We start from the raw sequence: 13372 nt of genomic DNA, 5'->3' as shown, positions 1-13372 counted from the left end.
AAAACGAAGGAAGCAGGCAGAAGTTACAGGCTCATAAATTCATTATATTCGTTGCATTTCCAACGGGAACCGATAAATACTTACGCATGAAAGCACTTCCTTTTTTACTGACAGCCGTTGCCGTAATAACGGTTAGCTGCGGACAAAACAATACTAACAGCAATAATACAGGTGGCAGCACCGATACAATGAGTGAAACAGTAACTACGGCTGCTACCACGCCGCTAGCCGCCGGCCCGCAGTGTTTTACACAGGTAGTGGGTAAAGACACTGCCCTGCTGCACCTGCAAGCTGCTAACGACAGTATTAAAGGCCGCCTGGAATACCATCGTTATGAAAAAGATTCCAATAAAGGTGATTTTGAAGGCGCCATCCACGACAATATTATTACAGCGCAATATCATTTTATGAGCGAAGGCACCCTGAGCACGCGCCCTGTTGTATTTAAGCTGGATGGGGAGCGTTTATATGAAGGCCGGCCATCGTTGTTCGATGCCCAGGGCGTGCCTGTTTTTGAGAAAGACCCTGCCCGTATTCAGTTTGATACCATTCCCTTTGTAAAGGTGCAATGCCCGTAAAGAAAACCGCCGGCAGCCATGCTACTCCCGGGCCTGGGTATCTATTATAATGGTTACAGGTCCGTCGTTCAGCAGCGACACTTTCATATCGGCCCCGAAAATGCCGGTTTGTATGGGTTTGCCCAGGTCCTGCCCCAGCTGCGCTGTCATTTTTTCGTACATGGGAATGGCAATACCTGGTTTACTGGCGCGTATATACGAAGGGCGGTTACCTTTTTTGGTGCTGGCATGCAGGGTAAACTGGCTTACCAGCAAAATATCCCCGCCGGTATCTTTTACAGACAGGTTCATTACCCCTGCATCGTCGCCAAAAATGCGCAGGTTCACTATTTTGTTACTCAGCCAGGTTATATCTTCCTGCGTGTCTGCATCTTCAATGCCCACCAGTACCAGCAGTCCCGGCCCCACCTGGCCGGTAATTTCCCCGTTCACTGTTACAGCAGCCTGTGTTACCCTTTGTATAACTGCGCGCATATTGGATAAATTTTTGTGCGGAAGTTAATAAATTGCATACATGCAACCGGATATTTCCAGTGAAATCAGCTTCCGCACTGCCCGCAGTGGTGGCAAGGGCGGGCAAAATGTGAACAAGGTAGAAACCATGGTGGAAGGCTATTTTCACGTAGCGCAATCTGCCATTTTAACCCCTGAGCAAAAAGCCCTGGTACAGGAAAAGCTGGCCAAGCGTATTAATGCCGATGGCCTGCTGCAGGTACGCTCCCAGGAAGCCCGCACCCAGCTGGGTAATAAACAGCTGGTAGTAAAAAAAATGCTGGAGCTGGTGCATAAGGCCCTTATACGTCCCAAAAAGCGCAAGGCCACCAAACCTACCAAGGCTATGATAGAAAAGCGGCTGCAGTTCAAGAAACGCCTGTCTGAAAAAAAGCAGCTACGGCGGGGTGGCCTGGATTAGCATACGGAACGTATTACAATAGGACCATATAGTTTACATTTGATCAAAATTCAGGGCTTTGAGCATTAAATCACTGGCTGGACAAACCATTTACTACGGATTAAGCAATATAGCGAGCAAGCTGCTCAACTATTTCCTGACGCCATTTTACCTGGGCCTGATACCGCCGGCCACATATGGGGAAATGCAGAATGTATTTGCCTACATTCCTTTCTTTAATGTTATTCTTACCTATGGCATGGAAACGGCATTTTTCCGGTTTGCCAAAAAGGAGAACCAGCGGCATGTGCTGGGCAGCGCCACCATTTCGCTGCTGCTGTCTACCACTATTATCTGCCTGCTGCTGTTTATGCTCCGGGGAACTATTATCCATTCCTATGCAGGCAGGCTGGCCGGCCTGGACGCGCATCCCCTTTTTTACAATTACATTGTGCTGATTATGGCCTTTGATGCGCTTACCGCCATTCCCTTTGCCCAGCTGCGGCTGGAAAGCCGGCCCATACGGTACGCCATTATCCGCATTACCGGTATAGCCACTACCGTAGGTTTCAATATTTTTTTCCTGTACCTGTGCCCGAAGCTGTACCAGCAGGGCATTACCTGGCTGCCCAATGTACAAACCGGCGATGCGCAGCTGGGCTATATATACCTGAGCTACATGCTGGGCAGCGGCGTTACCCTGCTGCTGTTCCTGCCGCAGCTGTTGCGCATTGAATGGAAGTTTGATACCGCCCTGTGGCGCCAAATGGTACAATATGCGCTGCCGCTGATTATTGTGGGCATGGCCGGTATGGTAAATGAAACTTTTGACCGGGCCTGGTTTCTGCCGCAGTTTCTGCCGGGGAATGATATGGAGGCAAAAAAGGTGATTATCGGCTTATACAGCGCCAACTATAAGCTGGCCATTCTTATCACCATGTTCATACAGGCATTCAGGTTAGGGGCGGAGCCTTATTTCTTTAAGCAGGCAGAGGGCGAAAACCCCCAAAAGGTATATGCCCGTATTATGAAGCTGTTTGTAATACTGCTTTGTTTTATGTTCCTGTTTGTTAGCCTGTACCTGAACGTGTGGAAGGTGTTTCTGCGCAAGCCCTTTTACTACCAGGGCATGCGCATAGTGCCGGTGCTGCTGCTGGCCAATATGTTCCTGGGCATTTACTATAACCTTACCATCTGGTTCAAGCTTACGGACCGTACAAGGGCAGGCGCGGTTATTACCCTGATCACCGCGGGCCTGGCCTTTTTATTCAACTACCTGTTAATACCGGTAATGGGCTATTATGGCGCTGCGCTGGCCACCATGATCTGCTACTTTATTCAAATGGCCATTTGCTATGTGTGGGGGCAGAAATATTACCCGGTACCTTACCACCTGCCCCGTATTGTTACCTACATTTTGCTGGCAGCAGCTACCTGGTATGCGTATCATTTGCTGAACCGCTATGTGCTTTCGCCCGGCGATGTATATGCGCTGAAACCGCTTTCGCTGGCGGTGGCTACCCTGCTGTTTGCCGGCTACGGCTGGTTTATTCTCCGCATGGAACGCAAAGAGTTTCAAAAGCTGCCGGTAATAGGGCGCTACTTACGGTAGAATTACGAATTGTCAATTACGAATTACGAATGGATTGAAGCGGATATTAGCTTAACAGGAATATTAACCAATAACTGCCTTAACACAAAACTGCAGCTCAAATACTGCACTTTAATTCGTAATTGCCAATTCGTAATTATCTGAGGAACGGGTTATGCTGTTTCTCAAACCCTATGGTAGTGGGCTGGCCGTGGCCGGGGTACACCTTTACATCATCGGGCAGCACAAACAGCTGCCGGCGTATGCTGTTCAGCAGGGTTTGATGGTTGCCGCCCGGCAGGTCGGTACGGCCAATGCTCTGGTAAAAAAGCACGTCACCCGCTATTACAAACCCTTGCCCCGCGCAGTAAAAAGCAACGCTGCCCGGGGAGTGGCCAGGCGTAAACAGCACCTGCAGCACATCATCCCCCAGGGTAATCATTTCCCCTTCCTCCATATAACGGGCCGGCATGGGAGAGGGCTCAAAAGGCACATTGTACATAGCGCCGGCCTGCGGGGAACGATCCAGCACCGGCTGCTCCTGCCGGTGTATCTCCAGCCCTACATTAAAGGTTTTTGCGATCAGGCGGTTGCCGAAAATGTGATCCAGGTGGCAGTGGGTATTTAACAGCCGCGTAACATTCAACCCCTCTTTTTCGATATACTGTAGTAATTCTTTTCTTTCTTCTTCAAAATAACAGCCAGGGTCTATAATTATACAATCCTTTTTTTCGTTTATAAGCAGATAGGTGTTTTCCTGAAACGGATTAAAGGCGAAATATTGGATTTCAATCATTGTTACCCGATTTTTGCTAATTTTAATTCAGATACAATATTATCAATACTTTCTGTATGAACCGATTTACTACCAGGTTATTCTTTACCGGTACCCTATTACTAACCACGTATTTTCTATCCCAGGCACAGACCAATACTGTTGAATTCGGGCAGAACCGCGTACAGCATAAAAACTTCAAGTGGCGGTACTATCAAACCCGGCATTTCAACACCTATTTTGCGCAAAACGGGCTGGAGCTGGGTAAATACGTGGCCCAGGTAGCGGAGAAGGAGTTACCTTCCCTGGAACAGTTCATGGAGTTCACTTTCCGCCAGCGGCTGAATATAGTGGTATATAACAGCTTTGGGGAAATGAAGCAGTCCAACATCGGCATAGGTGTGGAATGGCAGAACACCGGCGGGGTAACCAAACTGGTAGGCAACAAAATGATCGTTTATTTTGATGGCAACCATAACCACCTGCGCAGGCAAATACGCCAGGGCATAGCCCGGGTAATGCTGGAAACCCTGCTGTTTGGTGAAGATATCGGCGAATTTGCCGGTAATGCAGTATTGATAGATTTCCCCAAGTGGTTTACAGACGGTTTTATTGCCTATGCCGCGGAGAACTGGAGCGCAGAGGAAGATGAGCAGCTGAAAGCTATTATGCTCTCCGGCAAATATACCAGGTTCAATTCCCTGGCCTATGATCATCCCCTGCTGGCAGGCCATGCCTTCTGGTTTTATGTTGAAAGCAAGTACGGGAAAGATGCGGTGCCTTACCTGATGTACATAACCCGCATTAACCGCGGCCTGAAAAGAGGCTTTGAGCAGGTGCTGAGCCAAACGCCCAAAAAGGCCATGGCCGATTTCATGACCTATAACATAAAGCGCTACCAGCAGGATAACCGCCGCCGCCGGCAGGTAACCCGCGGCCGTACAGTAGTAGCGCGCGAAATCAATAAATCGGACTTTTACCGTTTCCAGGCCAATCCCAAGAACAATTCCTATGCAGTAGTGGAATTTAAGAAAGGCCTGTACCGCGTGCAGATACAGGTAGGCGATAACAAGCCCAAAGTACTGCTGCGCAGCGGCGTACGGCAGTTCGCCAACCAGGTAGACCCCAACTACCCGCAAATAGCCTGGAACCAGAAAGGTAACCGCCTGGCTATTGTGTACGAGTATGAAGGCCGTACCCGCCTGATGGTGTATGACCTCATCAGCCGTATCACCATCAAGCAGGACCTGAATATGTTTGACCGGGTAGTGGATATGAAATATTTCTTTGAGTTTGATAATACCCTGCTGCTCTCCGCCATTAAAAACGGGCATACTGATATTTTCACCTATAACATCAGCAACTACAAAACAGAACAGATCACCAACGATGTGTTTGACGACCTGGACCCTTCTTTTGTAGCCTTCCCGGGTAAAAGCGGTATTATCTATTCCTCCAACCGGCCCTCACCCACCGCCCGGAGCGCAGATACCGTGCTGCCCGGCGGCCACTATAACATATTCCTGATTGATAACTGGAACAAAACAGCTGAAAAACAGATTTCCCAGTTAACAGACATGAAGCATGGCGACGCCTTTTTGCCCATGCAGTACAACAACACGCACTTTACTTTTGTAACAGACGAAAACGGCATCCGCAACCGCTTTGCCGGTTTCTTTAAGACAGAAAGGGCCGGGGTTGACAGCCTGTTCTTTGTAGGCTCGGAAATATTGCATAATCCTGAGCCAGCCGAGCTGGACTCCGCGCTGTCGGACTATGGGGCCACTGCGCCGGACTCCGTAGCGGCGGTAACCATTACAAAAGACTCAACCTATGTATTCCCGGTAACCAACTACCAGTATGGCATTAAAGAGTCGCGCATTGCAGGCGACCAGGGTACGGTATCGGATGTAATTGCCATTGGTGACTATAAACGTTTATATAAGCTGAAGGTAGATACTGCCACGCTGCGCAGGCGCAATATTACGGCCCGCCCCACCAGCTTCCGCCAGTACCAGATGCACCAGGACAGCATTCGCATGGGGCTGCCCACTTATCATGGCGACCTGCCGGCCAAGGACACCACCAAGCAGCCCGATTTTTTCCAGAGTGAATTTGGTAATGACCCCGCAGATACTGCTGCAGCCGCACAACAAGGCATACCGCCTGTTGCCATGCCGCAGGTAGAAGCCGTGCTGAAAAAAGCAAGGCTGCTGCCCTACAAGCTGAAATTCTCATCAGATTACCTGATAGCGCAGATAGACAACTCCGTGCTCATTAACAGGTACCAGCCCTTTACCGGGCAGCCTGTGAGCCCCATACGCCTTACCGACCCGGTGAATGGCTTAATTCGTTTAGGCATCAGCGATCTGATGGAAGATTATAAGTTCAGCGGCGGGTTCCGCTTCCCCTCCTCACTGGACGGTACGGAATACTTTGCTTCCTTTGCTTACCTGAAAAAGCGCTTTGACTATAAATTCACCTACTACCGTAAGGTTGATAAGGCTACACTGGGTAATGTATATCCCATTAAGCTAAAGACCAACCTGTACCAGCTGGATGTGCGCTACCCGTTTGATGAAGTGCGCAGCCTGCGCCTGCAAACAGGCTTCCGTAACGACCGTATGGTGATACTGGCTTCGGACGACCAGAGCCTGAAAGTGCAGGACTTCAAAGAAAATTACGCCCTGTTACGACTGGAGTATGTATATGACAATACGATTAACCCGGCGATTAATATATGGCAGGGCACCCGCTATAAGATTTACGGCGACATGAACGCCCAGATCTCTGGCGACCTGAATGGCTTCTTTAATCCCACTGCGGCGGGTAAAGGCAAGTTTACCTACAACATGGGTATAGATGTGCGGCACTATGAAAAAATATACCGCAACTTTATATGGGCCACGCGCTTTGCCGCCGACCTTTCCTGGGGCACACGCAAGCTGCTGTATTACCTGGGTGGTGTAGATAACTGGCTGAACCCGAAGATTAATACACAAACGCCGGTAGACATGACCGCCAATTATGGCTTCCAAACGCTGGCCGTGAACCTGCGCGGGTATAAACAAAATGCCAAGAATGGTAATAATGTGATGCTGTTCAATACAGAGCTGCGCCTGCCGGTATTTGCCACTTTTATTGAAAAGCCCATTAACTCTGCCTTCCTGCGCAACTTCCAGCTTACCTCCTTTGTTGACATAGGTACGGCCTGGAACAAAAAGCTAAGCTTTAAAGATGCCAACTACACATACTATAACAACGACGGCGTAACCGTGAAGATCAAAGAAGGTTTCTTAGGCCCGTTCGTTGGCGGCTACGGCTTTGGCGCCCGTACTACTATTGCAGGCTACTTCCTGCGGGTAGATGCCGGCTGGCCCATGGTTGCCTTTTTCCGTGGCAGCCCTATCTGGTACTTTGGCATGGGGGTAGATTTCTAACGCGAAGGATTAATTACGGATAAAAGTTAAGCGGGTGTAAAATTTACACCCGCTTTTTTGTAGATGAAGGTATAGTATGGCGGTATGGTTAATGCCTGCTTTTACTTTTGGGCAGCAAACTTCAGATGGTACAGGATGTGCATGAACAAACCCATGCAAACGGTAAAGCCCCATACATGGCTATATTCCAGCGGGTGCAGCACCATGGCGCCGGTTTCGCGCAGCAGCGGCACCGGCTGCACTACCAGGTCCCAGCTGTTCCAGCGCAGGTAACGGCCTATATACACGCCCCACCCGCACAGCAGCATAACCGGTAAAATAAACAGCTGCACCGGCCACCTGGGAAAACGCTGCAGGAACATGGCCTGCATTTGCTTAATGGATATAAAGCCCAGCAGCAGCCCATTCCAGGCAAAGGAAAGGATCAGTATCAGGTCAAACCACCTGGGTGCGCCGCCTTCCGGCAAATGATACAGGTCTGTAATAATATAGGGGGCGTTGGGCAGGTACAGCAGCCACAGGCCAAATACCGGCGCCCACACTGCCAGCGGCCATTTGCCGCTGTGCAGGCGCTGCATCATCCATGTAATGTAATAAGGCACCCACGCCAGGAACAGGTTCCATAACAAAAAGGCATACTGCCAGCTGCCCGTACGGGCACAACGGAACAATAACAATATTAAACTGAAAGTAACAGCCACCCACAAGGCCTTCCGGCTGTTACCCGCTATAACAGGTAATTGCATATGTATTAACACTCGGGTTAAAGTTGAATTAATGTTGGTTCAGCCGCTATTTAAACAAAACCGGCAGAAATATTACCGCACCGGTAATAACCGCTACCAGCGCGGCAATTAGTACGGCTCCGGCTGCTACATCCTTGATCCATTTTACCCGCGGGTGATATTCCGGCGATATATGGTCCATTATTTTTTCGATCACGGTGTTCAGCATTTCCGTTATCCATACCATGCCGGTAACAATGCCTATAACAATCCACTGCATTGCAGCAATATGGCAATAGGCGCTTAAAGCTATTACCAGCACAGTAGCCAGGGCATGTATGCGCGCATGCGGCTCTGTGTAAACAAAGGTGACAATACCAATAATGGCGTACCGGAAGCTGAGCACACGCCGATGCAGGTAACTTTTTTTGGGAGGGATCATTTTTCTGTTGTTTTATCTGCTGTACTTTCTGCCAGCCATTTCCACCAGAAAGCAATACAGGTAAAATAAATAAAAAAATGAAGCAGCGCATCGCTTACCGCTGTACATTGCCGGTCTGCTATCCATATACAAACGCCTGCCAGCAGTATAGCTGCAATTGTAAGCAGGCTGCCTGCGATGCTGATGGGAATGTACATCCACCCGAATTTCCTGAACCAGTAGTGTTGCATAAGCCCCTTTTTTAATTCACTGAAGGCTGCAGCCTGCCGTGCTGCGGTGCTTGCCGGCCCGGCACTTTTAGCTGCTGTTAGCGCCGGCAATATCATTTTAACTTTCATGCATCAACGGCTTTATCATCTGCGGTGATGTTGCCTCCCAGCGTGTCCCAGCGGATCTTGTGACTAAAGAACATTACAATGGCCAGGATAATAAACAGCCCCAGGCTGCCCATGAGCAGGGCCTGATCTTCCGACTGGATGATCACGTACATAAACCCGTACAACGTAAGCAGGGTACCGCAAACGGCCAGTGTGGTGCCGGCCCTTCGGAATACGCTGGCTGCATAGGCGGTTACCAGGCCTATGGTTAATACCGTGGCTATAAGGTAGGCCAGGTTAAAGTTCAGCTGCTCTGCCAGGGCAATCAGCAGCGTGTAAAAAATGCACAGGGCTACGCCTATGAGTATATATTGTAATGGATGAACGTTGTGGTGCCGCAGCAGCTCAATAAAATAAATCACCAGGAAAGTAAGGCCAATGATAAGGATCGCATATTTCACAGCCCGCATGGATTTGGCATAACCGTCAACCGGCATAAACAGCTTTACGCCAAAATCCGCATTGTTAATGTTGTATTTATCGCCGGCAGTCCAGCTTTGGGGAAAACTACGGTTCAGGTGCAGCACCTGCCAACTGGCGGTAAAGCCTTTGTCATTTTCGGCATGCTGCGCCGGTAAAAAGGCGCCTTCAAAGCTTGGCGACGGCCAGGCAGCGCTTAAGCTTACTTGCGTGGTTTTGCCTACAGGCGAAAAGTAAATGCGGCCCGAGCCTTTGAGGTCGAGGTTAATGGAAAAGCTGGCGTTGGCGCCGGTGCTGTCTGTAGCTGCGCCGCTTAAAGGAATGCGCGTTTGCACGCCGCTGCCCAGCAAACCGCCGGGTGGGGTGCCGGGGTTGCAAATGTACGGCTGCCCGTTCCATACCACCTGTACCTGGTTGCTGATGCCGCGCATATCGGTAATGCCAACAGCCAGGTAAGCATTGCTCCAGTTAAGGCTGCCGGCCGGTATGTTTAACACAGCAGGATCAATAGGCGCAAAGGAGCCGCTGAGCTGCAGCCTGGAGCTGTATACGGCTACATCATAAATGCCGCGGTGCCGCAGCTCAGGCAGCAGCTGGCCGTTAACCGACAGCTTTTCCGGTAAAAAGAAAGCCTGGTTAATTACCTCCTCCTTTTTTTCATTGAGCGTTGTGTAAGGCACTACCAGCACCGGGCCGGTAATTACCTGGTCATTTGCCCATATGTGGCTGACCTCCGCAGTAGCCTCATTCTGGCGGTGCTCCCTTTCAGAAATAAGCCCCATGATCATGGCCGTGGGGATCAGCAATACCAGTACCAGTATGCCGATAATAATGGCTTTAATGGCATACGCATTCCTTTTCAGAAACGACGGTTGTTCATTGGCGTTGGGTGTGTTCATGGCTTGATTTTTAAAAAGTACTTTGTATTTCAAAGTACAGGGATAAAAAAAATTTTACTGCATTGACTTTATCATATTCTCCAGGGCCGACAGGTGGCCTTTGAACGCCTTTTCCCCTGCCTTGGTAATGGAGTAGGTGGTATTGGTTTTGCGGCCAATAAATCCCTTGTGTACTTTCAGGTACCCGTTCTCCTCCAGCGTAGTAAGGTGCGACGCCAGGTTGCCGTCGGTTACCTCCAGCACCTGCTTCAGGTCGTTAAAGCTTACCTCCTCATTCACCATGAGAACACTCATTACGCCCAGGCGAATGCGGCTGTCGAATAATTTATTAAGATTGCCTATAGGATTCATTGCATCACAATTTCCATAAAAAAAACTTCACTTCATACGGTTCTCTTTACACGTTCGTACTTCCACCACATTATTATGCCATATACAATATGGAGCACGCCAAAACCTACCGCCCAAAAGTACAGCCCGCGGCGCAGAAAGAACACGTTAAGTATGCCCAGTATAATTTCGGTGATGCCTAAATAACGTATATCCGTAAGGGTGTATTTGCTGGCGTTTACCAGGGCCAGGCCGTAGAATACCAGGCAGGAGGGCGCTACCAGCGGCTCATAGTTATTATACATAAGGCCCAGTATAAAAAAGCCCCCGCTTACCAGCGGCAGCCCCAGGTTGATGGCTACTTTACGGGAAGTGGCATCCCATATGGAAGCATTATTGCGGCGCGCCCGGCGCCAGGTAAAATATGCGCCCCCTGCCAGGGTAATTGCCAGCACAACGGCAGCCAGCACCAGCAGCTTAAAACGCAATGCAGGCAGCTCTCCGCTGCTGTACCCGCCGCGGGCATCCCACTCCAGGTAATAATTATGTAACCAGTTATAGGCAACTGCGGCACCGGCCAGCCCGCAAATGCCTGCCCATACGCCGCTTAAACCGCTAAGCGATATGAAACGGCTGCTGCGTTCCATAATGCGTTTAATGTCGCTTAACGTTTCCAGATGCTGCTGCTCGTTCATATATAAAGCACTTTGTAATTCAAAGTTACTGTAAAAATTGAATTATCAAAATTATTTTGCAGGCGTACGCAACGTTTAACATTAAATAGTTGCCGTCATAATTTAACATGCCGGTAGTTAACGGCATAAAAGGAATACCGCACCGCACAGAAAGTACCAATTCATTGAAATAGCAGCGCCGGGCTGCTGTTGCCAACACAACCTTAACGCCCGCTTATCTTTTCACTGGTCCAGTAATAACGCTGCATTTATGCTGCCCACACAACCTTAACGCCTGCTCATTTTATCCAGCGCATGCAGTATTGTGCCACAGGCTTCCTTTATCTCCGCCTCATTAATAATCAACGGCGGCGCTATGCGCAGGCATTCCGGTGCAAACAGGAACCAGTCTGTAAGCACACCCTGGCTAATGCACTCGTCAATTACCTTTTTATTAAAGGGGAAATTTTCCAGCTCAACAGCCATCAGCAATCCCTGGGAACGTACTGCTTTAATGGCGGGGTGCTGCAGGTATTGATGGAATAGCTGCTCTTTTGCCTGCACGGCCGGCACCAGCTGCGCCTCCTGCAGGGCATTAAAGGCAGCCAGGCCGGCGGCGCAGCTTACGGGGTGGCCCCCAAAAGTGGTAATATGCCCCAGTACGGGATTATTCGTGAGGCTCCACATAATATCGCGGGCAGCAATAAAAGCCCCCAGGGGCATGCCGCCACCCAGGGCTTTGCCCAGTAACAATATATCCGGCACAATGCCAAAACGTTCAAAGCCCCATAAAGTACCGTTACGGCCCAGGCCACACTGAATTTCATCCAGCACCAGCAGGGTACCGGTTTGGGTGCATTTTTCCCGCAGCGCGTGTAACCATGCCTGTTGGGGCGGGCGTACGCCCGCTTCTGCCTGCACCGTTTCTGCTATTACGCAGGCGGTGCGGGCGGTAATTTGTTCCAGGGCGCTGAAATTATTATAATCCAGGTGTTGTATACCCGGCAGCAGGGGGCGGTAGGCATTGCGCCACTCCTCCTGCCCAATGATGCTCAGTGAGCCTTGGGTAGAGCCATGGTAGCTGTTCTTAAAGGCAACTATCTCCGTACGGCCGGTGTGGCGCTTAGCCAGCTTCATAGCACCTTCTACTGCTTCTGTACCGGAGTTGGTAAAATATACGCTGTTCAGCGCAGGCGGTAAGTATTCCGTTAGCTTAGCGGCAAAAGCCACCTGCGGCGACTGCACCAGCTCACCATACACCAGCAGGTGCATGTATTGCTGCGCCTGATCCTGTATGGCCTTTACCACCTGCGGATGGCAGTGCCCTATATTGCATACGCTGATGCCAGCTATCAGGTCCATAATGCGCCTGCCCGCCGCATCCCACATATACATGCCCTGGGCTTTGGTTATTTCCAGCGCCAGCGGCGCATCTGACGTTTGTGCTACATGCCGTAAAAAAAGCTGCCGGTTATTCATACAAATGCGAAGGTAGTAATTGTTAGATTTGCGGAATACTGACTTTGGACAGTTGGTAAGCAGCTTTAAGTATTGTCAAAAGAAGAATGAGCGCTGTGCCGGCAGGTTATAATAGAATGAAAAAAATTTGCGTTATACCTGCTGGGCCCTTAACAGCTGTTACTAATTGCCAAAAAGGTGATCGTAAACTGCTTTTTAAACCCTTTATTATGCCTGTTATATTACCTGTTAAAGGAGTACAGCCTGAATTTGGCAACAATTGTTTTATTGCCCCCAACGCTACCATTGTAGGAGATGTGACCATGGGCAACGATTGCAGCATATGGTTCAATGCCGTGGTGCGCGGTGATGTGAACAGCATTCGTATAGGCAACAAGGTGAATATACAGGACGGCGCTGTTATTCACTGCACCTATGAGAAAACAAAAACCATTATCGGCAATAACGTGTCTATAGGCCACAACGCCATTGTGCATGGCTGCACGGTAGATGATAATGTACTGATTGGCATGGGCGCCATTGTAATGGATAATGCCCGTATCGGCAGCAACAGCATTATTGCCGCAGGCGCAGTAGTGCTGGAAGGCACCCAGGTAGAGTCGGGCGCTATTTATGCCGGCGTGCCGGCCAAAAAGGTAAAAGATATCAGCCAGGAGCTTATTAGCGGGGAAATTGACCGTATAGCCAACAATTACCTCATGTACTCAAGCTGGTTCAAATAATAAAAATTTATTATATTGCAGTAAATTA

General features: G+C 49.6%; 13 protein-coding genes and 1 pseudogene. 5 read left to right on the top strand and 9 right to left on the bottom strand.

What is annotated here, in order from left to right; genetic code table 11:
• Nucleotides 1–86 precede the first annotated feature (86 nt).
• Nucleotides 87–578 carry a hypothetical protein gene (locus tag VFS25_RS09705; RefSeq protein WP_326461939.1) on the top strand — a complete coding sequence of 164 codons (492 nt, stop codon included), beginning with the start codon at nucleotides 87–89 and terminating at the stop codon, nucleotides 576–578.
• Between the two features lie 21 nt (nucleotides 579–599).
• On the opposite strand, the gene dtd is transcribed toward VFS25_RS09705, so the two are convergent.
• On the bottom strand, nucleotides 600–1052 hold the full coding sequence (gene dtd / locus VFS25_RS09700; RefSeq protein ID WP_326461938.1) for a D-aminoacyl-tRNA deacylase: 453 nt from the start codon (nucleotides 1050–1052) through the stop codon (nucleotides 600–602).
• 58 nt (nucleotides 1053–1110) lie between these two features.
• Between dtd and arfB the strand changes: the two are divergent.
• A pseudogene (gene arfB, locus VFS25_RS09695) lies at nucleotides 1111–1491 on the top strand (alternative ribosome rescue aminoacyl-tRNA hydrolase ArfB); the annotation flags it as partial.
• A gap of 58 nt (nucleotides 1492–1549) precedes the next feature.
• Nucleotides 1550–3082 carry a polysaccharide biosynthesis C-terminal domain-containing protein gene (locus VFS25_RS09690; protein WP_326461936.1) on the top strand — a complete coding sequence of 511 codons (1533 nt, stop codon included), beginning with the start codon at nucleotides 1550–1552 and terminating at the stop codon, nucleotides 3080–3082.
• 136 nt (nucleotides 3083–3218) lie between these two features.
• Here VFS25_RS09690 and VFS25_RS09685 read toward each other — a convergent pair whose 3' ends face one another.
• Nucleotides 3219–3857: an MBL fold metallo-hydrolase gene (locus VFS25_RS09685; RefSeq protein ID WP_326461935.1), complete on the bottom strand. Its 639-nt coding sequence runs from the start codon at nucleotides 3855–3857 to the stop codon at nucleotides 3219–3221.
• 56 nt (nucleotides 3858–3913) lie between these two features.
• Here VFS25_RS09685 and VFS25_RS09680 point away from each other — a divergent pair, with 56 nt between their 5' ends.
• Nucleotides 3914–7276: a hypothetical protein gene (locus VFS25_RS09680; RefSeq protein ID WP_326461934.1), complete on the top strand. Its 3363-nt coding sequence runs from the start codon at nucleotides 3914–3916 to the stop codon at nucleotides 7274–7276.
• Nucleotides 7277–7377: 101 nt separating this feature from the next.
• Here VFS25_RS09680 and VFS25_RS09675 read toward each other — a convergent pair whose 3' ends face one another.
• The 7 genes from VFS25_RS09675 to VFS25_RS09645 form a co-directional block, all read right to left on the bottom strand.
• Nucleotides 7378–8022 carry a DUF1361 domain-containing protein gene (locus VFS25_RS09675; protein ID WP_326461933.1) on the bottom strand — a complete coding sequence of 215 codons (645 nt, stop codon included), beginning with the start codon at nucleotides 8020–8022 and terminating at the stop codon, nucleotides 7378–7380.
• Between the two features lie 46 nt (nucleotides 8023–8068).
• Nucleotides 8069–8443 (bottom strand): diacylglycerol kinase family protein, encoded by a 375-nt coding sequence (locus VFS25_RS09670; RefSeq protein WP_326461932.1) that lies wholly within the window; start codon nucleotides 8441–8443, stop codon nucleotides 8069–8071.
• Entirely contained in the window at nucleotides 8440–8673 is a 234-nt protein-coding gene (locus tag VFS25_RS09665; RefSeq protein ID WP_326461931.1) for a hypothetical protein, read from the bottom strand. The genes VFS25_RS09670 and VFS25_RS09665 overlap by 4 nt, the downstream gene beginning before the upstream one ends.
• A gap of 104 nt (nucleotides 8674–8777) precedes the next feature.
• Entirely contained in the window at nucleotides 8778–10139 is a 1362-nt protein-coding gene (gene creD, locus VFS25_RS09660; protein WP_326461930.1) for a cell envelope integrity protein CreD, read from the bottom strand.
• Nucleotides 10140–10193: 54 nt separating this feature from the next.
• On the bottom strand, nucleotides 10194–10490 hold the full coding sequence (locus VFS25_RS09655; RefSeq protein ID WP_326461929.1) for a transcriptional regulator: 297 nt from the start codon (nucleotides 10488–10490) through the stop codon (nucleotides 10194–10196).
• A 32-nt stretch (nucleotides 10491–10522) separates the two neighbouring features.
• Nucleotides 10523–11164, bottom strand: coding sequence for a hypothetical protein (locus VFS25_RS09650; protein WP_326461928.1), 642 nt, complete (start codon nucleotides 11162–11164; stop codon nucleotides 10523–10525).
• Between the two features lie 267 nt (nucleotides 11165–11431).
• A complete protein-coding gene (locus VFS25_RS09645; RefSeq protein WP_326461927.1) occupies nucleotides 11432–12622 on the bottom strand; it encodes an aspartate aminotransferase family protein in 1191 nt (396 codons plus the stop codon).
• A 209-nt stretch (nucleotides 12623–12831) separates the two neighbouring features.
• On the opposite strand from VFS25_RS09645, the gene VFS25_RS09640 reads away from it, so the two are divergent.
• The gene (locus tag VFS25_RS09640) at nucleotides 12832–13344 is read left to right on the top strand and encodes a gamma carbonic anhydrase family protein (protein WP_326461926.1); all 513 of its coding nucleotides are present in this window, start codon (nucleotides 12832–12834) and stop codon (nucleotides 13342–13344) included.
• Nucleotides 13345–13372: the final 28 nt, after the last annotated feature.

Origin of the sequence: Chitinophaga sp., from assembly GCF_035761305.1 — a bacterium.
Lineage (GTDB): Bacteria > Bacteroidota > Bacteroidia > Chitinophagales > Chitinophagaceae > Chitinophaga.
This window is presented reverse-complemented; position numbering and strand designations above follow the sequence as displayed.